The sequence below is a fragment of the Aquabacter sp. genome, from assembly GCF_965279295.1.
Taxonomy (GTDB): domain Bacteria; phylum Pseudomonadota; class Alphaproteobacteria; order Rhizobiales; family Xanthobacteraceae; genus Aquabacter.
This window is the reverse complement of record NZ_CBDIHQ010000007.1, coordinates 26,602-48,097: the sequence shown is the minus strand read 5'-3', so window position 1 is coordinate 48,097 and position 21,496 is coordinate 26,602. Positions and strand designations below refer to the sequence as shown.

The following is a 21,496-nucleotide window of genomic DNA, read 5'->3' as shown; positions in this document are numbered from 1 at the left end:
GATGTCCGTGCTCATTGATCGCAACACCAAGCTCATCACCCAGGGCTTCACCGGCAAGAACGGTACGTTCCATTCGGAACAGGCCATTGCCTATGGCACCAAGGTTGTCGGCGGCACCTCGCCCGGCAAAGGCGGCACCACCCACCTCGGTCTGCCGGTGTTCGACACCGTGATCGAGGCCCGTGAGGCAACCGGCGCCGACGCTAGCGTCATTTATGTCCCGCCTCCCGGCGCGGCCGACGCCATTCTCGAAGCGATCGACGCCGAGATCCCCCTCATCGTCTGCATCACCGAGGGCATCCCGGTGTTGGACATGGTGAAGGTGAAGCGCGCGCTGTCGGGCTCCAAGTCGCGCCTGATCGGGCCGAACTGCCCTGGCGTCGTGACCGCCGGCCAGTGCAAGATCGGCATCATGCCGGCCAATATCTTCAAGACCGGCTCGGTGGGTATTGTGTCGCGCTCCGGCACGCTGACCTATGAAGCCGTGTTCCAGACCACCCAGGAGGGCCTCGGCCAGACCTCGGCGGTTGGTATCGGTGGCGATCCGGTGAAGGGCACCGAGTTCATCGACGTGCTGGAGATGTTCCTGGCGGACGACGCCACCACCTCTATCGTCATGATAGGCGAAATCGGCGGCTCGGCGGAAGAAGACGCCGCCCAGTTCCTCCGGGATGAGGCCAAGCGCGGCCGCAAGAAGCCCATGGTCGGCTTCATCGCCGGTCGCACGGCCCCTCCCGGTCGCCGCATGGGCCATGCGGGCGCCATCATCTCCGGCGGCAAGGGCGGCGCCGAAGACAAGATCGCCGCGATGGAAGCAGCGGGCATCCGCGTTTCTCCTTCGCCCGCGCGTCTCGGCAAGACCCTGTCGGAACTGCTGAAGGGCTGACCCTTCGACAGAGCCGCAAGGCATCCGTTTTCAGTCGATGGGCCGCTCCTCGGGCGGCCCATTTCTTTTATGGCCCCCCGAGGTATCGATTTCCCCCTCGTTCGTGCATCCGGATGGCTCGGCGGGCCCGACATCGGCGGGTCAAAATTTTCAGTTAGTTAAACGTGATGCCGGACGCAGGGCAGACATGCTCGAAAGCCGCGCAAGGGGGGTTCGGTTCGGCACCATGCGGGTCTATGTATCATGAGGGGAGCCATATCAGGTTGATGCTCGGCCCCCGCAGATACGCAGGCGCGCGGTGAAGTTGAGACGCACGCCCCAGATTCGTGATTAAACTGGCTTTTGGACTTGGTTTTAGGCGCAACATGCGCTTCTAAATGCTTCGGCTCCGAAGCCATTCGGGATGGAACCCATGTCTCGCGCGGAACAGAACGACCTCTTCCTCTCCACCTCCTTCCTGTATGGAGGTAACGCTCAGTGGATCGAAGATCTCTATGCCCGCTATGAAGCCGACCCCGAATCGGTCGATCCACAGTGGCAGAGCTTCTTCGCCGCGCTGAAGGAAGACCCCGCGCAGGTGATCCAGAACGCCAAGGGCGCGTCCTGGAAGAAGCAGGGATGGCCGATCCACGCCAATGGCGATCTGGTCTCGGCGCTCGACGGCAACTGGGCCGATGTCGAGAAGGTGGTCGCGGAAAAGGTGAAGGCCAAGGCCGAAGCCAAGGGCTCCGTGATCTCCGCCACCGACGTGCAGCAGGCGACGCGCGACTCGGTCAAGGCGCTGATGATGATCCGCGCCTATCGCATGCGCGGCCATCTTCATGCGGACCTCGACCCGCTCAAGCTCACCCCGCCGCGCGAGGCGCCTGAGCTTGATCCGGTGTCTTACGGGTTCTACGAGGCCGACCTCGACCGCAAGATTTTCATCGACCATGTGCTGGGTCTGGAATTCGCGACCGTCCGCGAGATGATCACGATCCTGCGCCGGACCTATTGTCGGACCATCGGCGTCGAGTTCATGCACATCTCCTCTCCCGAGGAGAAGGCTTGGATCCAGGAGCGCATCGAGGGACCGGACAAAGAAGTGTCCTTCACCCGCGAGGGCAAGCGCGCGATCCTCAACAAGCTGGTGGAAGCCGAGGGCTTCGAGAAGTTCATCGACGTCAAGTACACCGGCACCAAGCGTTTCGGTCTGGACGGCGGCGAAAGCTTGATCCCGGCGATGGAACAGATCATCAAGCGCGGCGGCAATCTCGGCGTGCAGGACATTGTGTTCGGCATGGCCCATCGCGGCCGCCTCAACACGCTGACCCAGGTGATGGGCAAGCCCCACCGCGCCCTGTTCCACGAGTTCAAGGGCGGCTCCTGGGCCCCCGACGACGTGGAAGGCTCGGGCGACGTGAAGTACCATCTGGGTGCGTCGTCGGACCGCGAGTTCGACGGCAACAAGGTCCATATATCGCTGACCGCGAACCCCTCGCATCTTGAGATCGTCAATCCCGTCGTGCTCGGCAAGGCGCGCGCCAAGCAGGACCAGCTCGATGACGTCGAGCGCGTCAAGGTGCTGCCCCTGCTGATCCATGGCGATGCGGCGTTCGCCGGCCAGGGCGTGGTGGCGGAGTGCTTCGGCCTGTCGGGCCTGAAGGGGCACCGCACCGGCGGCTCGATCCACTTCATCATCAACAATCAGATCGGCTTCACCACCAATCCGCGCTATTCGCGCTCCTCGCCCTATCCCTCCGATGTGGCGAAGATGATTGAGGCGCCGATCTTACATGTGAACGGCGACGACCCCGAGGCCGTGACCTTCTGCGCGAAGGTTGCGATCGAGTATCGCCAGCGGTTCCACAAGCCTGTCGTCATCGACATGTTCTGCTACCGCCGCTTCGGCCACAACGAGGGCGACGAGCCTTCGTTCACCCAGCCGCACATGTATCAGGTGATCCGCAATCACCCCACCACGCTGGAAATCTATTCCAAGAAGCTGGAGGCCGAGGGCGTCATCGCCGACGGCGAGATCGATGCCATGCGGGGCGCCTGGCGCGACCGGCTGGAAGGCGAATACGAGGCCGGCCAGGCCTACAAGCCGAACAAGGCCGACTGGCTCGACGGGCGCTGGTCCGGCTTCCGCGCCACCCATGAGGACGATGACACCCGCCGTGGCGACACCGGCGTGCGGATCGAGCTTCTCAAGACCATCGGCGAGAAGATCACCAAGGTGCCGGAGGGCTTCCACCCCCACCGTACAATCCAGCGCTTCCTCGATAATCGCCGCAAGGCGATCACGGACGGCGTGGGCATCGACTGGGCGACCGGCGAGGCTCTGGCCTTCTGCACGCTGCTGACGGAAGGCCACCCGGTGCGCCTCTCCGGCCAGGACGTGGAACGCGGCACCTTCTCGCAGCGCCATTCGGTGCTGACCGACCAGGAGACCGAGGCGCGCTGGAAGCCCTATAACCACCTGATCGAGACCCAGGCCAAGTACGAGGTCATCAATTCGATGCTCTCGGAAGAGGCGGTGCTCGGCTTCGAGTATGGCTACACCCTCTCGGAGCCCAACACGCTTGTGCTTTGGGAAGCGCAGTTCGGCGACTTCGCCAACGGTGCGCAGGTGCTGTTCGACCAGTTCATTTCCTCGGGCGAGCGCAAGTGGCTGCGCATGTCCGGCCTCGTCTGCCTGCTGCCGCACGGCTACGAGGGGCAGGGGCCCGAGCATTCCTCCGCCCGCCTGGAGCGTTATCTCCAGATGTGCGCCGAGGACAACATGCAGGTGGCGAACTGCACCACGCCGGCCAACTATTTCCACATCCTGCGCCGGCAGATGAAGCGCGAGTTCCGCAAGCCGCTCATTCTCATGACGCCGAAGTCGCTGCTGCGCCACAAGCGGGCGGTGTCGCGGCTCGACGAGATGGGCCCCGGTACTTCGTTCCATCGCGTGCTGTGGGACGATGCCCAGCTCTCGAAAGACGGCATCCAGCTGGTGCCGGACGACAAGATCCGTCGCGTCGTTATGTGCTCGGGCAAGGTCTATTATGACCTGTTCGAGGAGCGCGAGAAGCGCGGCGTCAATGATGTCTACCTGATGCGCGTGGAACAGCTGTTCCCGTTCCCGCTCAAGAGCATGGTGCAGCTCCTCTCGCGCTTTAAGGGCGCGGAGATGGTGTGGTGCCAGGAAGAGCCGAAGAACCAGGGTGCCTGGGCCTTCGTGCAGCCTTATCTCGAATGGGTGCTGGAGAATATCGGCGCGGCCAACAAGCGTCCCCGCTATGCCGGCCGGCCGGCATCGGCCGCCACCGCAACCGGACTGATGTCCAAGCATCTGGCGCAGCTCAAGATATTCCTTGAAGAGGCGCTGGGCTGAGTAAACTGAAGGCCCTTCCTCGAAGGGTCTGGTGATCGAGGCGGGATCGGAACGCACCCTCAGGTGCATCCGGTCCCGCCGCTAATCCTGCGCCGGGCCAGGTCCGGCGCGCCTGAGGCGTGAGGGAGGCCCCCCTGGGGGCGAATGTAATGGCGACCGAAATCCGCGTACCAACCCTGGGCGAGTCTGTTTCCGAGGCGACCATCGGCAAGTGGTTCAAGAAGCCCGGCGATACCGTGAAGGTCGACGAGCCGCTGGTCGAGCTTGAGACCGACAAGGTCACGGTAGAAGTGCCCGCCCCGTCCGCCGGCGTGCTCACCGAGATCATTGCCAAGGATGGCGAGACCGTCGGCGTCGGCGCTTTGCTGGGTTCCATAGGTGAGGGCAGCGGCGCAGCCGCAGCGCCCGCCCCGAAGGCGGCCGCCAAGCCCGAAGCAAAGACCGAAGCCCCCAAGGCTGCTCCGGCTGCCGCCCCGGCCCCTGCACCAGCGCCCGCTGCCGCGAAGCCCGCCGCAGTTGACAATGGCCCGGCGGTCGGTCGCATCGCCGCCGAAAGCGGCGTGTCGCCGGCATCCGTCGATGGCTCCGGCAAGGACGGCCGTGTGACCAAGGGCGACATGATCGCCGCCCTCGCCGCGACCGAGAAGGCGCCTGCCGCTCCAGCGCCGGCTCCCGTTGCCGCCCGTGCGCCTTCTCAGGCCGAGGATGCGGTCCGCGAGGAGCGGGTCAAGATGACCAAGCTGCGCCAGACCATCGCCCGTCGTCTGAAGGACGCGCAGAACACCGCCGCCATGCTCACCACGTTCAACGACGTGGACATGACCGCCGTGATGGCGCTGCGCTCACAGTTCAAGGATGCGTTCGAGAAGAAGCACGGCACCAAGCTCGGCTTCATGGGCTTTTTCACCAAGGCGGTGATCGCGGCCCTCAAGGACATCCCGGCGGTAAACGCCGAGGTCGATGGCCAGGACCTCGTCTATAAGAACTACTACAACATCGGCATCGCGGTCGGCACCGAGAAGGGTCTCGTGGTCCCGGTGGTACGCGACGCCGACCTTCTGTCGGTCTCCGGCATCGAGAAGGCCATCGCCGGCTACGGCCGCAAGGCGCGTGACGGCAAGCTCGGCATCGAGGACATGCAGGGCGGCACCTTCACCATCACCAACGGTGGCATCTATGGTTCGCTGATGTCCACACCGATCCTCAATGCGCCGCAGTCGGGCATTCTCGGTATGCACCGCATCGAGGAGCGCCCGGTGGCCATCAAGGGCCAGGTGGTGATCCGCCCGATGATGTATCTGGCGCTCTCCTACGACCACCGCATCGTCGACGGCCGCGAGGCCGTGACCTTCCTGGTGCGGGTCAAGGAGACCCTGGAGGATCCGGCGCGGCTCGTGCTGGATCTGTGAGTTCGACTTTTCCGCCGTCATGCCCGGGCGTTGCCCGGGCATCCACGCGACCGCTGGCGGATGTGGGTGGCTGGGATACGATCCGGCCGTGACGGCCTGATCGGAGTTATTTCATGTCTTACGATCTCATAGTCATCGGCACCGGCCCGGGCGGTTATGTGTGCGCCATTCGCGCCTCTCAGCTCGGCCTCAAGGTGGCTGTCGTGGAGAAGCGCGCCACCCATGGCGGCACTTGCCTGAACGTCGGCTGCATTCCCTCCAAGGCGCTGCTTCATGCCTCCGAGATGTTCGAGGAGGCCGGGCATTCCTTTGCCGCCATGGGCATCCAGGTCTCGGCGCCGACGCTCGACCATAAGACCCTGCTTGCCTTCAAGGACAAGGCGGTGGACGGCAATACCAAGGGCGTCGAGTTCCTGCTGAAGAAGAACAAGGTGGACGTGCATTTCGGCACCGGGCGCATCACTGCGCCGGGCAAGGTGGAAGTGACCGCCGCCGACGGCAAGAAGACCGAGCTTGAGACCAAGAACATCGTCATCGCCACCGGTTCCGACGTGGCGCAGCTTCCCGGCGTCACGATCGACGAGGAAAAGATCGTCTCCTCCACCGGCGCGCTGGTGCTTCCCAAGGTGCCCGCCAAGCTCATCGTGGTGGGCGCGGGCGTCATCGGGCTGGAACTGGGTTCCGTGTGGCGCCGCCTGGGTGCGCAGGTGACGGTGGTGGAGTTCCTCGATCGCATCCTGCCCGGCATGGACGGCGAGGTCGCCAAGAGCTTCCAGCGTCTGCTGGAGAAGCAGGGCGTCGCCTTCAAGCTAGGTACGAAGGTCACGGGCGTGGACACCGCTGGTGCGGGCGCGAAGGTCACCGTGGAGTCGGCTGCCGGCGGCGCGGCCGAGACGCTTGAGGCGGACGTGGTGCTGGTCGCCATCGGCCGCGTTGCCTACACGCAGGGCCTGGGCCTCGCGGAGATCGGCGTCGAGACCGACAAGCGCGGCCGTGTGGTCATCGACCCGCATTTCAAGACCAATGTCGCCGGCATCTATGCCATCGGCGACGTGGTGGCCGGGCCGATGCTCGCACACAAGGCCGAGGATGAAGGCGTCGCCTGCGCCGAGATTCTGGCCGGCAAGGCCGGGCATGTGAATTACGGCGTCATTCCCGGCGTCGTCTACACGCAGCCCGAAGTGGCCTCAGTGGGCAAGACCGAAGAGGAACTGAAGGCCGAGGGCATCGCCTACACGGTCGGGAAGTTCCCGTTCCTGGCCAACGGCCGGGCCAAGGCCAACGCCCAGACCGACGGCTTCGTGAAGATTCTGGCCGATGCCACCACCGACAAAGTGCTGGGCGCCCATATTATCGGCTTTGAGGCCGGTGAGATGATCCACGAGTGTGCCGTGCTGATGGAGTTCGGCGGTTCTTCGGAAGATCTGGCCCGCACCTGTCACGCCCACCCGACCCGCTCGGAAGCGGTGAAGGAAGCGGCCATGGCGGTGGAGAAGCGCGCCATCCACATGTGAGTGGAGCGGCGTTTGAATGCCGAAAGGCCCGGCCTGCGCAAGCGGGCCGGACCTTTCGCGTTTCTGAAAGCCGTGAGGGCGTCAGCCGCCGGTCTGGGCGGTGGGAGCCGAGGCCGTCGTCGTGGTGGTGGTTGTGGCAGTGGAGGCCATGCCGGGGCAGTCGCCGGCAAAGGCGGGGGCGGTGACGCCGAATATAGAGAACATGTAGAACGCGAAGGTCAGGCGCTTCATGAGTGCACTCCATTGTCTGGAAACCACAGCCTACGCCTGTTTTGTCCAGCGCCAAGCCCGTTGTCGCGCCAGATCTGCCTTAAGGTAGGGCAAGTCTGGCGCGACAACGTGCGCGGCCCGCCTCATGTCGGGCTGAACGTGACCGCCTCGATGCGCCAGCCGTCGATATCCACCAGAAAGGCGGCGTAATAATTCGGGCCGTAGACAGGCCGCGGCCCCGGCGCGCCATTATCAGTGGCACCCGCCGCAAGGCCGGCGGCGTAGAAGGCGTGGACAGCCGCCCGGTCGGGCGCCCGGAAGCAGACATGGAGGCCGGGCGGGCAGAGGATTTCCGCGCCGCGCCGCTCCTCCAGCCAGAAGGGGGTGTTCTCGGTGTCCTCCCATGTTCCGGGGATGGCATAGCCGGCCGACGCGCTGCCCGAGGTCTCGTCGAACATCAGAACGCGCTTCATGCCCAGCGGAGCGAGCACAAGATTGTAGAAGGCGGCCGCGCGTTCGAGATCGGGCACGCCGAAAGAGACATGGTCGAGCATGGGGTTCTCCTCAAGTTCGCCATGCTGCCTCCGAATAGGGCTCAGGGGGAGTCCCGCGCGGCCATTGCCGGCAAGCCAAATCCGCCTAGATATAGGGCCATGCCCACCCATCCTCCCCGCCGCCCGACACCGCCCTGGCTGCGGCCTCTCCTGCTGGTTCTTGCCGTCCTGTTCCTGGTGGAGGCCTGGCTGTGGCGTCATCTCGGCCCTCTGGTTCGGCGCTGCGCGCAGTTCATTCCGTTCGCGCGGCTCAAGGCAGCGGTGAGCCGCTGGGCGGAGCAGCTGCCGCCCTATGCGGCGCTGGTGCTGTTTCTAATTCCGCTTCTGCTGGTGGAGCCGCTCAATGGCGTCGCGGTATGGGCTTTTGCCCATCGGCACTGGAGCGTGGGGGTGCTTTGCCTTGTGGCGGAAAAGCTGCTGGGCGTGGGCTTGATGGCGTTTCTCTACGCCGCATGCGAGCGGCAGCTGCGCTCAATTCCTTGGTTCGCCCGGCTGGTGGATTGGTTCCTGCGCCTGAAAGCCTGGGCGGAGGCGGAAGTCGCGCCGTTCAAGGCCCGCGTGGTGGAGTGGAAACACCGCCTGTCCGGCTCTGGAAGCCTGCTGGCCCGCCGCATTGCGGCCCTGCGGCGGCGCATCTTTTCGGGTCTCTGACCCCTTCACGCCCTCGGGTGCGCGGCGCGATAGGCCTGCATAAGGGCGGTATCGTCGAGCGCGGTATAGATTTGCGTGGTGGACAGCGAGGCGTGGCCGAGCAGTTCCTGGATCGCCCTTAGCTCGCCTCCCTTTGCAAGCAGGTGGGTGGCAAAGGAATGGCGCAGCGCGTGGGGTGTCGCGCTGTCCGGCAGGCCGAGGGCGCCGCGCATGCGCTCCACCGCAAGCTGGACGATGCGGGGAGACAGTGGACCGCCGCGCGCGCCGCGAAACAGCGGCGCGTCCGGCGCCAGCGCATAGGGGCACAAGGCGACATAGTCCGCGATTGCCCGTGACACCGGGGCGATCAAGGGCACCATTCGGGTCTTGTTGCCCTTGCCCAGAACCGTGATGCGGCCTTCGGTGTCGGCTTTCGGTGCTTGGCTGGCGGTGAGGCCCAGCGCCTCGGAAATGCGCAAGCCCGCGCCGTAGAGCAGGGCGATCACCGCCGCATCCCGTGCCAAAATCCATTGCTCGCGGGCTTCCCCCGCCCGCGTGTTGGCGTCCGAAAGCGCCAGCGCCGCCTCCACGCTCACCGGCTTGGGCAGGCCGCGCGGCACCTTCGGCGCGCGGACAGCTGAAAGCGGGCCGACCCGTCCCAGGCCCTCGCGCTCCAGGTGCCGGGCAAACGAGCGCGCCGCCGCCAGAAGCCGCACCAGGCTGCGCGGGGCGGCGCCGCCGTTCCGACGCGACGCCAGCACCGCCCGCACATCGGAAGGCACGAGGGCCGCGAGTCCCGCCAGATCCGGCTGGCCGCCCAGATGGTCGGTGAGGATGCGCATGACCTGCGTGAGGTCGCGGGCATAGGCCTCGCGGGTCTTGGGGGAGAGGCGCCGCTCATGGGTCAGGCGCGCCAGCCAGCCGGCGACGGCGGTGGCGACATCGGGGGCGCAGATCGAGAGCAGGGCACCTTCCGTGCGCATGGCCCTGTCTTCGTCGGTCATGGCCATGGGGCGCTCCGCCGGTTTGTGCCAACTCTGCCTATTCATTCCGCCGGAAAAATGAAGGACGCGCTAACCCCTCTTGCATTCCAAATGTATCTAACGATATAACGATCGTATGTTATCTTTAGATATATCAAAGGAACGCTAAATGTTTGGATGCAGATCCCACGGACATCATGATCGTCACGCGATGGCGCGGCACGAAGAAGGCGGCGGTTTCGGTGGCTTTGGCGGCCGAGGCGGCCGAGGGCGGGGCGGCGGCGACATGTTTCGGCTCGGCCGGATGCTGGCCCAGGGCGACCTCAAGCTGCTGGCCTTGTCGCTGATCGCCCAGCAGCCGCGCCACGGCTACGAGATCATTAAATTAATCGAGGAGAAGACCGCCGGCTGGTATTCGCCGAGCCCCGGCGTGGTCTACCCGACCCTCACCTATCTGGAAGAGGCGGGTTATGTCACAGCCGAGGCTGACGGCGCGAAGAAGCGTTACGCCATCACCCCCGAGGGGCAGGCCCATCTCGATGCCAACCGCGATTTCGTGGATTCGCTGCTTGGCCGGCTTTCGGAAATCGGCCAGAAGATGAGCCGCTTCCGCCGCTGGGTCGGCGGCCCGGACGAGGCCGGGGCTGCCCCCTCCGACCTTCCGCGCCTCATCGTTGCGGCGATGGAAGATCTGCGCGATGCCGCGAAAGTACGCCTCGAAAGCGAGCGGAGCGCGGAGCTGCGCGTGGTGGAAATTCTCTCTCGCGCGGCGCGCGAGATTCGCGGAGACTGACCGCTTCGCATAAAGCGCGAATCTGCAAGGCGTCATGGCCGGACAAGCCGGCCGTGACGAGACTTCAGATCAGCGCGATCAGGATCAGGAAGATCCCCGCCGTCGCGACGGTCCAGGCCAGGGAGCGGACATAGGGAACGCCGAAGGCATACAGCGGGATGTAGAGCACGCGGCCCCAGAAATAGAGGCTCGCGCCCAGCACCGTGAGCCAGGAATGAACCATCGCGGCATCGGCGATAAGAACCGCCGCCGCGAACAGTGGAAACGTCTCCAGTGCATTCTTGGACGCGCGCTCCAGGCGTCCGCCGATGCCGCCGAGCGGGGTCACCTGCTGGTCGCGCGGCCCCGCGTTCCAGGCAGAACCGCGTTCCTTGGTGGCAAACCATGCGGGGAGCAGAATCTGGATGAACACCAGGGCCACGCTGAGGGCGAGATAGGTCAGTTCGATGGTCATCACGCAGTCTCCGAAGGCCCTGGGGGCGTGGTGTTGAAGCCGGCACGCTTCAGCCGCACGATGGCAAGGTCGAGCGCCGATAGGAAGGCGGAGCGGTCACGGGGCGAAAACGGTCGTGGCCCGCTGGTGACTTGGCCGGCGGAGCGCAGGGAATCCATCAAATTCCGCGTTGCCAGCGCATCGCCGATGGTCGCCTCGGTGAAGGCGCGTCCGGTGGGCGAGATGACATCCGCGCCGGCCTTCACGCATCGGCTCGCAAGCGGGATGTCGGCGGTGACGACGACGTCACCTTTCGAGACGCGCTCGGCAATATAATCGTCCGCCACATCCGGCCCGCTGGGCACCACCACCCGATGGATCGAAGGGCTGCGGGGAATGGCGATGGGTGTGTTGGAAACCACATGCGTCTCGATGCCGTGGCGACCGGCGACGCGATAAATCTCGTCCTTCACCGGGCAGGCGTCCGCATCGACATAGAGGGCAATGGGCGCGGCGCGGGGCGTATTCGGCTTCTGCAACGACATGCTTTCTCATGGCAGGCTCCCGCGCGCGCCGCAATGCGTCCTCAGGTCGGTTGACGGGGCGGGCGGGGGTGGGTTTCACTCGGGTCATGACGCAGACCCCCAACACATTCGGCTCCCGGCTTCGGCGGATTCCCCTTCTCGGGCCGGTCTTCTCCCGGGTCAGTGAAATGGAGCGGGTGACGCTGGCGGTCATCATGACCACCGCGCTCGCCTTCTATGCGTTTCTGGCCCTCGCCGACGAGGTGCTGGAAGGGGAAACCCACCGGCTCGATGAACGCATCCTTCTGGCGCTGCGCGAGACCGGCGACCGGTCCGATCCGATCGGCCCGAGATGGCTGGAAGAATCCGTGCGCGACCTCACGGCGCTGGGCGGCACCACCATTCTCACGCTGGTGACGGCGGCGGTGCTGATCTATCTGCTACTGATCGGCAAGCGGCTTACCGCCTTCATGGTGCTGGTTTCAGTTGCCGGCGGGACCGTGCTCGCGAGCGTCCTGAAATGGGGCATTGCCCGGCCGAGGCCCGACCTCGTGCCCCATGGCATGGAGGTTTACACCTCGAGCTTCCCAAGCGGCCACTCCACCATGTCTGCAGTGGTGTATCTCACGCTGGGCGCGCTGCTGGCACGCTCCCAGCCGCAGCAGCGGGTGAAGGTATTCCTGCTAGTTCTCGCGGCGGCAGTGACGGTGATCGTTGGTGTCAGCCGGGTCTATCTTGGCGTCCACTGGCCCACCGATGTGCTTGGTGGGTGGGCTCTTGGCGCGGGCTGGGCCTGCCTGTGCTGGCTCGTGCTGCTGTGGCTGCAGATGCGCGGCGAAGTGGAGCCCGAAGGACGCGGCCCGGCCGCGTAATTGAGAGAGGGGGCAATTCCCTCTCTCGCAAGCAGGAGAGGAATTGCGTTTCCGCCCCCTTCAGGCACACCCGCCGCAGCAAACGCTCTGTTCAAGCGGGCCGGGCTTGGTTATTGCTGCGCACAAGAGCGGGCCGCGCGTCGGCCCGTCGGTCTGCCGAGGAATTCCCCGACGATGCGCGCCATTCTCGACGTCATCCTGATCGTCCTGCAGCTTTATGTGTGGGTCCTGATCGCCGCCGCGGTTCTGTCCTGGCTGGTGGCGTTCAATGTGGTGAACCCCTACAATCCGGTCGTGCGGACCGTTGGCGAGTTAATTTTCCGCATCACCGAGCCGGTCCTCAAGCCCATCCGCTCGATCCTGCCGAGCCTGGGGGGCCTGGATCTCTCGCCGATGGTGCTGATCCTGATCATCTTCTTCATCGAGCGGGTGATCGGCCTTTACATCTACCCTTACGTTTTCTGATCCCTTGCCCGTGTTCAGCGATACGCCCGACGGGCTGGATGTGCGCGTGCGCGTCACACCCAAGGGCGGCCGCGACGGGCTGGACGGCATAATGGCGCTCGCCGACGGGCGCGTCGTGCTGAAGGTGCGTGTTCGGGTTGCGCCGGAAGACGGCGCCGCCAATGCGGCGGTTGGCAAGCTGCTGGCCTCGGCGGCTGAAATCGCGGCCTCGCAGGTCTCCCTGCTCTCGGGCGCCACCGCCCGCGTCAAGACCTTCCGCCTTAAGGGCGACCGCGCCAAGATGCGCACCGCCATTGCGGCGAGACTGCCCTAGAGACGCGAACCGCTGACGCTGTTCGCTTGGCCTAATGTGGTTCGGCCGGCCTAGTAGGCCCGCGAGATGCAGAAATCCACCGCTTCCATCAGCGCGTCCTTGCCCGCGCTCGGCTGGAACAGCGCCAGCGCATCCTTGGCGATGGCGCCGTAATGGCGCGCGCGCTCGATGGTGTCGCCGAGCGCCCGATGCTTGTTGAGCAGGCCGATGGCGTGGGCGAGATCCTCATTCGTGCCCTCGCCGGCTTCCAGGCACCGCTTCCAGAAGGCGCGCTCCTCCGCGTCTCCCCGCCGGAATGCGAGAACCACGGGCAGGGTGATCTTCCCTTCCCGGAAATCGTCGCCGACATTTTTGCCGAGCTTGGCCTGGCTGCCGCCATAGTCCAGCGCGTCGTCCACAAGTTGGAACGCGATGCCGAGATTCATGCCGTAGGAGCGACAGGCGCCAAGCTCACCCTTGGGGCGGGCACCAAGCACGGCACCGACCTCGCAGGCGGCCGCGAACAGTTCGGCGGTCTTTCCCCGGATCACCGCGAGATAATCATCCTCGGAGGTCTCGGTGTTCTTCGCGGCCGAAAGCTGCATCACTTCGCCCTCGGCGATGACGCAGGCGGCGTTGGAGAGGATGTCGAGGCACTGGAGCGATCCCACCTCGACCATCATCTTGAACGCCTGCCCCAGCAGGAAGTCGCCGACCAGCACGCTGGCCTCGTTGCCCCAGAGCTTGCGCGCGGCGAGCTTGCCGCGCCGCATATCGCTCTCATCCACCACATCGTCGTGGAGCAGGGTCGCGGTGTGCATGAACTCCACCGACGCGGAAAGCTTAATATGGCCCTCGCCGCGATAGCCGCTCAGCGCGGCGCAGGCGAGCGTCAGCATGGGCCGCAGCCGCTTGCCGCCACCGGAGATCAGATGGTTCGCCACCTCGGGAATCATCGCGACGTCGGAGCCGGTGCGCGCGAGAATGGTCGCGTTTACACGCTCCATGTCCGCCTTGACCAGGCTTACCAGGGCGTCGAGCGAAGGCTCGTTAGGCTCGAACGGAAGGACGACCGCCAAAGAATGGCCCCCGCTTGTCAATCACGCGGGCGCACCATAGGGATGCGAATGGGTTCCGCGCAAGCCGGGAGGCTCGATTTGAGCCAAGCGCGGCAATCAGACCTTACGGAGCGGCGATGCGTGAAGTTGTGCGGACCAACGACATCGTGCTGATCTCTGCCGTGGAGGCGTTGTTCAACGCCGCCGACATCGGCCATCTGCTCGCCGATTCGCATGTCAGTGCGCTGGAAGGCTCCATCGGCATCCTGCCGCGCCGCATCCTGGTGCTGGACGAGGATCTGCCGCGCGCCCAGCGTCTGCTCTCGGAGGCCGGGCTGGGCGACGTGCTCTATGACGGCCCCTGAAAGTCCAACGACACGCGATGCGGTTCTGGACGGCCGCCTCCTGCTGGCGCAGCCGGCGAAGGGCCACAGGGTGGGGCACGACGCCATCCTGCTCGCTGCAGCGGCGCCGAACGATGCCCATGTGATCGCCGACTTCGGCGCCGGGGTCGGCGGCGCCGGCCTTGCCGCCCTGGTCCGCCTGCCGCAGGCGCGGGGCGTGCTGGTGGAAATCGATCCGGCCTCGTCCGAACTCGCCGCGCGCAACATCACGCAGAACGGCCTTTCGGGGCGCTGCGTGGCGGTGTGCGGCGATGTCCGGGCCATCGCTCGGCCGGGCTGGAGCGGCGCGCCGGAGCCCGGCTCGCTCGACCTCGTGCTCACCAATCCGCCCTTCAACATGGCGCGCGCCCACCGCGCCTCCCCAGATCCCTCGCGCGCCCTGGCGCACATGGCGGACGAGACGACGCTGAACGACTGGGCGACCGCCGCCCTCCGTGCACTGCGGCCGGGCGGCACGCTGGCAATGATCCTGCGCCCCTCCGAACTGGCGCCGCTTCTGGCCGCCCTCGACGGGCGCTATGGCGCAGCCGTGCTACTGCCGATCCACCCGCGCCCCGACGCTCCGGCGGTGCGCCTTGTGGTGCGCGCTGTGAAGGGCCGGCGCACCGCCCTCAGCATCGCACCCTCCTTCATCCTGGCGCGGGCCGACGGCACGACCAGCGAAGCAGCCGAAGCGGTGCTGCGCGGCCGCGCGCCCTTGCCCTTCTGAAAAGTCTCAGATCGGGACCACGGCCTGCGCATCGGCGGGAAAACGGGCGGACGATACCGGCAGGGTCATTTTTTGCCGGGGTCGCGATTGATTTCCATCATCGTGGCTCGCATTGTTCTGACGTCAGGTCAGGGTCTGCGGGCGGGGTCGGATTTTCATGCAGGCCAGTTGGGTGAGGCGCGCCGTCACGGCGGGCGTCGTGGGTGTGCTGCTTTCGGGCGCAGGGCCATCCGGGCCTGCCAACGCAATCCCGTCCGATGTCCGCCCCTCGGAGGTCGCAACCCCTCCTGATTCCAACGCGAAGCCCAAGGTCGCGGGTCCGAAAGGGCCGGAGACCAAGGTTCCCGAGGCGAAAGGCCAGGAAGCGCTCAACGCGCTGCCAGCATCCACCGCGCTTTCCACCATCGACCCCGCCAGAACCCCGTTCGTCCCTGCGGCACCGGTCGCGCCCAAGGTGGCGGCCGGCCAGCCCAACCTCACCGTCGACAAGGCTGTGAACGTGGTGGAAGGCTGGTCCATCGGCGTCAGCAAGAGCATGGGCGGCTGCGTGGCGGCCGCCACCTACAAGGACCAGACCACCATCTGGTTCGGCTTCAGCCGGAAGGAAGACGAGGGCTTCATCGCCTTGACCAATCCGGCCTGGGCGCCGTTACAGGCGCGCAAGCGGTACGACCTCACCCTGGCGACGGAAGAATTGGGAGAGTGGCGCGGGAAATTCACCGCCATTCTGCATCACGGGGAGAAGGGGGTTTTCGTGCGAAATCTCCACACCCGCTTCGTTCTCGACCTGACACGCATCAAGGTGCTCGCGGTGCAGACCAGATCCACGGTCGTGGCGCGTCTGTCATTCGCCGACATCAAGCCGGCCATGGACGCCCTGGTGGATTGCCAGATCGCGTATCTCGAAGGCCGCGACCCGGTCGCGAGCGGGCAGAAAGCGAATTCCGGCACGGTTTCGCCAGGCAAATAGGCCGCTCTTGCGTTGCAGACCTTGAATTCTCCTGAATCGACCCGCATCTGGCAGCAATGCCTGACGAATTCCTGCCGACCCTTAAGCGCGGCCTCGGCCGTATCCTGCCGGCCAAGTGGCGCGGTGACGCCCCGATCATTCCCGTGGTGCGACTCAGCGGCGCCATCGGCATGAACACGCCGTTCCGGCAGAGCCTGACGATCTCCAGCATCGCCAAGCCACTGGAGAAGGCCTTCGCGATGAAGAAGGCGCCAGCGGTGGCGCTGGTGATCAATTCGCCGGGCGGCTCTCCGGTGCAGTCCCACCTCATCTATAAGCGCATCCGGGCGCTTGCCAGCGAGACCGACAAGCACGTCTTCGCCTTCGTCGAGGACGTCGCCGCCTCCGGTGGCTACATGATCGCCTGCGCCGCCGACGAGATCATTTGCGATCCTTCATCAGTGGTGGGATCGATCGGCGTGATCTCCTCCGGCTTCGGGTTTGAGAAGCTGATCGAGAAGATCGGCATCGAGCGCCGCGTCCATACCGCCGGAACCCGCAAGATGATGCTGGACCCGTTCCGCCCCGAGCAGCCCGAGGATGTGGAGCGGCTGGAGGGGTTGCAGCGGGAAATTCACCAGACGTTCGCAGGGCTCGTGAAGAGCCGCCGGGGCGATACGCTGACCGGGACGGACGAGGAGTTGTTCTCTGGCGAGTTCTGGATCGGCAGTCAGGCCCTCGGCCTCGGGCTGGTGGATGATCTGGGCGATCTGCGCTCCGTGCTGCGCGCACGCTACGGCGAGAAGGTGCGCATGCCCCTGATCACCTCGGGCGGCTGGCTGTCCTCGCGGCGCCAGGGCGGCGTCAGCGCGGCCGCGCTCCATGGTGCCGGGCTTGGCGAGGGCCTGATGGCCAGCGTCGACGAACGCGCCGTCTGGGCACGCTACGGACTGTAGGAGATTCCCATGCCGCCACTGGTGCTTGCAGCATTGGGCGCGCTCGGCGCCACCCTAGTGGTCCGTTTCCTGCGGCGGGAGAGCGGGCGGGTCAACGACATTATCGACCCGCATCGCGGTCCCGAGCCGGTCGAGGCGACCGGACAGCCGCTGGAGAAGGACCCGAAGACCGGCGCATACCGTCCCCGGCAGCAGCGTTGAACCCCTCTAAGGGGTAAAGATTACAGCAAATTCACTAAGTCGCGAGGGTCGCGCACGGTATCTTGACGCAACGGTCGCTCAAGGGCTGCGGATGGTCGCCGAGATGTTGCAGAAGCGGGACAGTGGAGGCGCCGTAACGTCGCCGAAGACACGCCGAAAGCGTCGGGGCACCGGCTGGATCGCGGGCCTCCTTCTGCTGGCGGCTGCTGGCGGCGCCGGATACTATTTTTTCGGGCGCGAGACCAGCACCGCCACCGGGCAGTTCGCGACCGCTCCTGTGGTCAAGGGCGACCTGGAACAGAGTGTAACCGCGCTCGGCACGATCAAGCCCAAGACCTACGTGGACGTCGGCACCCAGGTGTCCGGCCAGTTGCGCAAGATCTCTGTGCAGATCGGCGATACGGTGAAGAAGGAGCAGTTGCTCGCCCAGATCGACCCCACCGTCTACCAGACCCGCGTGCTCGGCGATCAGGCGCAGCTCGACAATCTCAAAGCCCAACTCGCGCAGCAGAGGGCGCAGCTCGATCTCGACAAGCTGCGCGAGAACCGCGCCACCCGCCTGCTCGCCACCCAGGCCGGCAGTCAGGATACCTCGGATGCTGCCTCCGCCACGGTGCGCATCGGCGAAGCCAAGATCGACGCGCTCCAGGCCCAGATCAAGCAGACCCAGGCGACGCTCGACGGCGACCTCGCCAACCTCGGCTACACCAAGATTTTCGCGCCCATCGACGGGGTGGTGGTCTCCACTTCCGCCACTGAAGGGCAGACCCTGAACGCCAACCAGACCGCCCCCATCGTGCTTCGCCTCGCGGACCTCGACACCATGCAGGTGTGGGCGCAGGTGGCGGAGGCCGATATTCCCAAGGTGAAGGTCGGCATGTCGGTCTATTTCACCACGCTGGGGATGCCGGACCGACGCTTCAACGCCAAGGTCGTGCAGATCCTCCCGACCCCGGACACCGTGAACGACGTGGTGCTCTACAATGTGCTGATCGACGTGCCCAACACCGAGCGCCTGCTCATGACTTCCATGAGTGCGCAGGTGTTCTTCATGCTCGGCGCTGCCAAGGATGCCTTGCTGGTGCCGGCAGCGGCGGTCCGCCCGGCGGCGCGTGGCGCCCGGCGAGAAGTGCGCAACGAAGCCACCGTTCGGGTGCTTGTGGATGGCAAACCCGAAGTGCGCCAGGTCAAGGTCGGTCTGTCCAGCCGCAGCCAGATCCAGATCACTGAGGGGCTCAAAGAAGGCGAGCAGGTCATCACCTCCGCCGATCCCGCCGCCCAGCAGGCGAACCGGCCGCCCATGCCGCCGAGGCTGTTTTGACCATCGCCGACCCGCAGCTTCACGCGGCCGCCGCGCCGGGCGCGCAGGTCGGGCACCCCGGCGCGCTGCTCGACATTCTCCATGTGAGCAGGGTCTATCCCTCGGGCGACAGCGTGGTTCGCGCGCTGGACGATGTTTCCATCACCATCATGCCGGGCGAATACGTGGCCATCATGGGCCAGTCCGGCTCCGGCAAGTCCACCTTGATGAACATCATCGGCTGCCTCGATCGGCCGACCATGGGATCATACAAGGTCCAGGGCCGCGATGTTGCCGAGCTTGATTCCGATGAACTGGCGGCACTGCGCTGCCGCACCTTCGGCTTCGTGTTCCAACGCTACAATCTGCTGCCCTCGATCACCGCTGAGGAGAATGTGGAAATCCCGGCGATCTATGCCGGGCGCTCCAAGGCGGAACGGGTCAGCCGCGCCCAGGCGCTGCTGGCTCGACTCGGCCTGGGCGATCGCGGCGAGCACCGCCCCTCGCAACTCTCAGGCGGCCAACAGCAGCGTGTCTCCATTGCCCGCGCCCTCATGAACGAGGCGCCGGTCATGCTCGCCGACGAGCCGACAGGCGCCCTCGACAGCCATTCCGGCGCTGAGGTTCTGGAACTCCTCGCGGAGTTGAACCGCGAGGGCCGCACCATCCTGCTCATCACCCACGATCCGGAAGTGGCCGCCCACGCTCGCCGCGTGGTACGCCTTCAGGATGGGCGCGTGATCTCGGACGAGGTGAACCGTGATCCCGGCTTCATCCCCGCAGCGGCGCCGGCCGTCGCGTCGACCCTGAAAATTCGCAATAACTTCCTGCCCGATCTCGGGGAGGCGGTGAAGATGGCGTTCCGCTCCATGGGCGGGAACCTGTTTCGCACCATCCTGACCTTGCTGGGTGTGATCATCGGCGTTGCCGCCGTTATCGCCATGCTGGCGATCGGCCAGGGCAGCAAGCAATCGGTGCTGGACCGCATCGCCTCCATGGGCACCAACCTTCTGGTGGTGCGCCCTGGCGCGCCGGGTGTGCGCTCCACCGGCTCCAACGCCTCGCTCACTTTGGAGGACGCCGACGCCATCGGCGCGGAAATCCCCAACGTGATCGCGGTGTCGCCGGAACGATCCACAAATGCGACGGTGCGGGTCGGCAATATCGACTATGCCACCACGATCCAGGGCGGCGGCCCCGGCTACACCGCCGCGCGTGACTGGGCTCTGGCCGACGGCACCATGTTCACCGCGCAGGATGTGGAAGGCTATGCCCCGGTCGTGGTGATCGGCCGTACCGTGGCACGGGTGATGTTCCCGGACGGCCGCAGCCCGGTCGGGCGCTATATCCTGATCAAGAATGTGCCTTATGAAGTGACCGGGGTGCTAGCCCCGCGCGGGGCAAACGCCTTCGGCATGGACCAGGACGACATCGTCCTCATGCCCATCACCACCGGCTTCATGAGGGTGTTCGGCCGCCGCTTCCTCACCTCCGCGACCATCGCGGTGGATGATGTGGAGCAAATCGACAAGACCCAGGAAGCCATCGAGGTCCTGCTGCGCCAGCGCCATCGCGCCGAGGATTTCCAGCTTCGCAACACCTCGTCGATCCTGGAAACCGCTACCGCCACCGCCGACACGTTGACGCGCCTTCTCGGATCGGTGGCGGCGATCTCGCTCCTGGTGGGCGGGATCGGCGTCATGAACATCATGCTTGTGAGCGTCACCGAGCGCACGCGGGAGATCGGCATCCGCATGGCGACGGGGGCCCGGCGCTCCAACATCATGCTTCAGTTCAATACCGAGGCGCTGGTGATCTGCGGCGCGGGCGGGCTGGCTGGCGTTGCACTGGGGCTGGGCACGGCGCTGCTTTTAAAGAGCCTCGGCTCGCTGGTGATCCTCACCGCCGGGCCGCCGCTGCTGGCCTTCGGCTGCGCCTTCCTCACCGGCCTGGTGTTCGGCTATCTCCCGGCCCGCAAAGCGGCCGGTCTCGATCCGGTGGCTGCGCTGGCCTACGAGTAGTCAGGAACGCGGGGGCGCGCAGGTCACGCCGGCCGCCGCGATCGGCGCTCCGGATGGCGCGGTTGCCGCCTCCAGCTTGCGGGCGCGGACATCATCATGGAGGCGCCGCGCCTCCTGCTGGATCGAATAGAGACCCGCCCCCACCACCAGCACTGTCCCGACCACACCCCAGACGTCGGGAACGTGGGAGAAGATGAAGTAGCTATAGAACAGTGCGCACGGCACCAGCACGTAGCGCAGCGGCGAGATGGCGGCGACCGGCGCATTGCGGAAAGCGTAGACCAGCATCACGTTGCCGACGCCGAACGCAAAGCCGGAGCCGAGAATATAGAGGCTCGGCGCAAGGCTCGGCATGCTCCATGTTTCCCAGCCCGAGCACACGATGCTGACGGCGCTCAGGCACAGCGCCGTGGACAGCGCCACGACCGAGCCGGGAACCTGCATGGAGATGCTGCGCGTGGAGATATCGCGCAACGACCCGGTGAAAGCCGCCAACAACGGCAGTAGCGCGACCAGGACAAAGGTCCGGGGATCGGGATGGGTGACGATGACCGCGCCGGAAAAGCCGACGAAGATCGCCGCCCACCGCTTCGCGCCCACCTTCTCGCCCAGCAATGGAACGGCGAGCGCGGTCGTGATCAACGGCGCGACCATATAGATGGTGGTGGCGGTGGCGATGGGCAGAAGCCCCAACGCAAGCACGTAGGTGAAGGTGGTGAAAGCGTCGAAGCCGGAGCGGACCAAGACCGGTGGCCGTAACGCCAGGTGAATGGCCCGTCCCTCCCCAGAAACCAATATCACTGCAACCAGCACCACCACGGCGACCAGGGAGCGAAGCGTGAGAATCTCGCTCATGGGAAGGCTCATCAGCGACAGCTTGATCAGCATGTCGTTGGTGATGAACATCATCATCGCGCCGATCATAGCAACAATGCCGCGCATGCTGCCCACCGCCGTCACGACACGTCTCCC

At 65.7% G+C, this 21,496-nt stretch carries 23 protein-coding genes; 16 read left to right on the top strand and 7 right to left on the bottom strand.

Going from position 1 to position 21,496, the window contains the following annotated elements:
- Window position 1: 1 nt before the first annotated feature.
- The 4 genes from sucD (at window position 2) to lpdA (ending at window position 7,170) form a co-directional block, all read left to right on the top strand.
- Window positions 2-886, top strand: a complete 885-nt coding sequence (gene sucD / locus ADADO0_RS02230; RefSeq protein ID WP_511303453.1) for a succinate--CoA ligase subunit alpha — start codon at window positions 2-4, stop codon at window positions 884-886.
- Window positions 887-1,298: 412 nt separating this feature from the next.
- Window positions 1,299-4,247, top strand: coding sequence for a 2-oxoglutarate dehydrogenase E1 component (locus tag ADADO0_RS02225; RefSeq protein WP_511303452.1), 2,949 nt, complete (start codon window positions 1,299-1,301; stop codon window positions 4,245-4,247).
- A gap of 149 nt (window positions 4,248-4,396) precedes the next feature.
- Window positions 4,397-5,656, top strand: a complete 1,260-nt coding sequence (odhB, locus tag ADADO0_RS02220) for a 2-oxoglutarate dehydrogenase complex dihydrolipoyllysine-residue succinyltransferase (RefSeq protein WP_511303451.1) — start codon at window positions 4,397-4,399, stop codon at window positions 5,654-5,656.
- Between the two features lie 113 nt (window positions 5,657-5,769).
- Window positions 5,770-7,170 (top strand): dihydrolipoyl dehydrogenase, encoded by a 1,401-nt coding sequence (gene lpdA, locus ADADO0_RS02215; protein WP_511303450.1) that lies wholly within the window; start codon window positions 5,770-5,772, stop codon window positions 7,168-7,170.
- Window positions 7,171-7,251: 81 nt separating this feature from the next.
- On the opposite strand, the gene ADADO0_RS02210 is transcribed toward lpdA, so the two are convergent.
- Together ADADO0_RS02210 and ADADO0_RS02205 are read right to left on the bottom strand one after the other, a co-directional pair.
- Window positions 7,252-7,401 carry a hypothetical protein gene (locus tag ADADO0_RS02210; protein WP_511303449.1) on the bottom strand — a complete coding sequence of 50 codons (150 nt, stop codon included), beginning with the start codon at window positions 7,399-7,401 and terminating at the stop codon, window positions 7,252-7,254.
- A 122-nt stretch (window positions 7,402-7,523) separates the two neighbouring features.
- Complete coding sequence (locus ADADO0_RS02205) at window positions 7,524-7,934, bottom strand: VOC family protein (protein ID WP_511303448.1); 411 nt, start codon at window positions 7,932-7,934, stop codon at window positions 7,524-7,526.
- Between the two features lie 99 nt (window positions 7,935-8,033).
- On the opposite strand from ADADO0_RS02205, the gene ADADO0_RS02200 reads away from it, so the two are divergent.
- Window positions 8,034-8,585 (top strand): hypothetical protein, encoded by a 552-nt coding sequence (locus ADADO0_RS02200; RefSeq protein WP_511303447.1) that lies wholly within the window; start codon window positions 8,034-8,036, stop codon window positions 8,583-8,585.
- Window positions 8,586-8,590: 5 nt separating this feature from the next.
- Here the strand turns inward: ADADO0_RS02200 and ADADO0_RS02195 are convergent, their stop codons facing one another.
- Window positions 8,591-9,547 (bottom strand): tyrosine recombinase XerC, encoded by a 957-nt coding sequence (locus ADADO0_RS02195; RefSeq protein WP_511303517.1) that lies wholly within the window; start codon window positions 9,545-9,547, stop codon window positions 8,591-8,593.
- Window positions 9,548-9,758: 211 nt separating this feature from the next.
- Between ADADO0_RS02195 and ADADO0_RS02190 the strand changes: the two genes are divergently transcribed.
- Window positions 9,759-10,340, top strand: coding sequence for a PadR family transcriptional regulator (locus ADADO0_RS02190; protein WP_511303446.1), 582 nt, complete (start codon window positions 9,759-9,761; stop codon window positions 10,338-10,340).
- Window positions 10,341-10,404: 64 nt separating this feature from the next.
- Here ADADO0_RS02190 and ADADO0_RS02185 read toward each other — a convergent pair whose 3' ends face one another.
- Window positions 10,405-10,794 carry an MAPEG family protein gene (locus tag ADADO0_RS02185; RefSeq protein ID WP_511303445.1) on the bottom strand — a complete coding sequence of 130 codons (390 nt, stop codon included), beginning with the start codon at window positions 10,792-10,794 and terminating at the stop codon, window positions 10,405-10,407.
- Window positions 10,794-11,318 carry a YaiI/YqxD family protein gene (locus ADADO0_RS02180; RefSeq protein ID WP_511303444.1) on the bottom strand — a complete coding sequence of 175 codons (525 nt, stop codon included), beginning with the start codon at window positions 11,316-11,318 and terminating at the stop codon, window positions 10,794-10,796. Before ADADO0_RS02180 ends, ADADO0_RS02185 begins: the two co-directional genes overlap by 1 nt.
- An 86-nt stretch (window positions 11,319-11,404) precedes the next feature.
- Here ADADO0_RS02180 and ADADO0_RS02175 point away from each other — a divergent pair, with 86 nt between their 5' ends.
- From ADADO0_RS02175 to ADADO0_RS02165, 3 genes are all read left to right on the top strand, one after another.
- Entirely contained in the window at window positions 11,405-12,169 is a 765-nt protein-coding gene (locus tag ADADO0_RS02175; protein WP_511303443.1) for a phosphatase PAP2 family protein, read from the top strand.
- Window positions 12,170-12,343: 174 nt separating this feature from the next.
- A complete protein-coding gene (locus ADADO0_RS02170) occupies window positions 12,344-12,634 on the top strand; it encodes a YggT family protein (protein WP_511303442.1) in 291 nt (96 codons plus the stop codon).
- A gap of 4 nt (window positions 12,635-12,638) precedes the next feature.
- The gene (locus ADADO0_RS02165; RefSeq protein ID WP_511303441.1) at window positions 12,639-12,947 is read left to right on the top strand and encodes a DUF167 family protein; all 309 of its coding nucleotides are present in this window, start codon (window positions 12,639-12,641) and stop codon (window positions 12,945-12,947) included.
- Window positions 12,948-12,997: 50 nt separating this feature from the next.
- On the opposite strand, the gene ADADO0_RS02160 is transcribed toward ADADO0_RS02165, so the two are convergent.
- On the bottom strand, window positions 12,998-14,005 hold the full coding sequence (locus tag ADADO0_RS02160) for a polyprenyl synthetase family protein (protein WP_511303440.1): 1,008 nt from the start codon (window positions 14,003-14,005) through the stop codon (window positions 12,998-13,000).
- 116 nt (window positions 14,006-14,121) lie between these two features.
- On the opposite strand from ADADO0_RS02160, the gene ADADO0_RS02155 reads away from it, so the two are divergent.
- The 7 genes from ADADO0_RS02155 (at window position 14,122) to ADADO0_RS02125 (ending at window position 20,524) form a co-directional block, all read left to right on the top strand.
- Complete coding sequence (locus ADADO0_RS02155; RefSeq protein ID WP_511303439.1) at window positions 14,122-14,349, top strand: putative signal transducing protein; 228 nt, start codon at window positions 14,122-14,124, stop codon at window positions 14,347-14,349.
- Window positions 14,336-15,097: a tRNA1(Val) (adenine(37)-N6)-methyltransferase gene (locus ADADO0_RS02150; RefSeq protein ID WP_511303438.1), complete on the top strand. Its 762-nt coding sequence runs from the start codon at window positions 14,336-14,338 to the stop codon at window positions 15,095-15,097. Before ADADO0_RS02155 ends, ADADO0_RS02150 begins: the two co-directional genes overlap by 14 nt.
- A 157-nt stretch (window positions 15,098-15,254) precedes the next feature.
- Window positions 15,255-16,067, top strand: coding sequence for a hypothetical protein (locus ADADO0_RS02145; RefSeq protein WP_511303437.1), 813 nt, complete (start codon window positions 15,255-15,257; stop codon window positions 16,065-16,067).
- 56 nt (window positions 16,068-16,123) lie between these two features.
- Window positions 16,124-17,002: a S49 family peptidase gene (locus ADADO0_RS02140; protein ID WP_511303436.1), complete on the top strand. Its 879-nt coding sequence runs from the start codon at window positions 16,124-16,126 to the stop codon at window positions 17,000-17,002.
- Window positions 17,003-17,011: 9 nt separating this feature from the next.
- Complete coding sequence (locus tag ADADO0_RS02135; protein ID WP_511303435.1) at window positions 17,012-17,203, top strand: hypothetical protein; 192 nt, start codon at window positions 17,012-17,014, stop codon at window positions 17,201-17,203.
- 91 nt (window positions 17,204-17,294) lie between these two features.
- Window positions 17,295-18,524: an efflux RND transporter periplasmic adaptor subunit gene (locus ADADO0_RS02130; protein WP_511303434.1), complete on the top strand. Its 1,230-nt coding sequence runs from the start codon at window positions 17,295-17,297 to the stop codon at window positions 18,522-18,524.
- A 65-nt stretch (window positions 18,525-18,589) separates the two neighbouring features.
- Complete coding sequence (locus ADADO0_RS02125) at window positions 18,590-20,524, top strand: MacB family efflux pump subunit (RefSeq protein ID WP_511303516.1); 1,935 nt, start codon at window positions 18,590-18,592, stop codon at window positions 20,522-20,524.
- Here the strand turns inward: ADADO0_RS02125 and ADADO0_RS02120 are convergent, their stop codons facing one another.
- Window positions 20,525-21,484 (bottom strand): DMT family transporter, encoded by a 960-nt coding sequence (locus ADADO0_RS02120; RefSeq protein ID WP_511303433.1) that lies wholly within the window; start codon window positions 21,482-21,484, stop codon window positions 20,525-20,527. It abuts the gene before it with no gap.
- Window positions 21,485-21,496 lie beyond the last annotated feature (12 nt).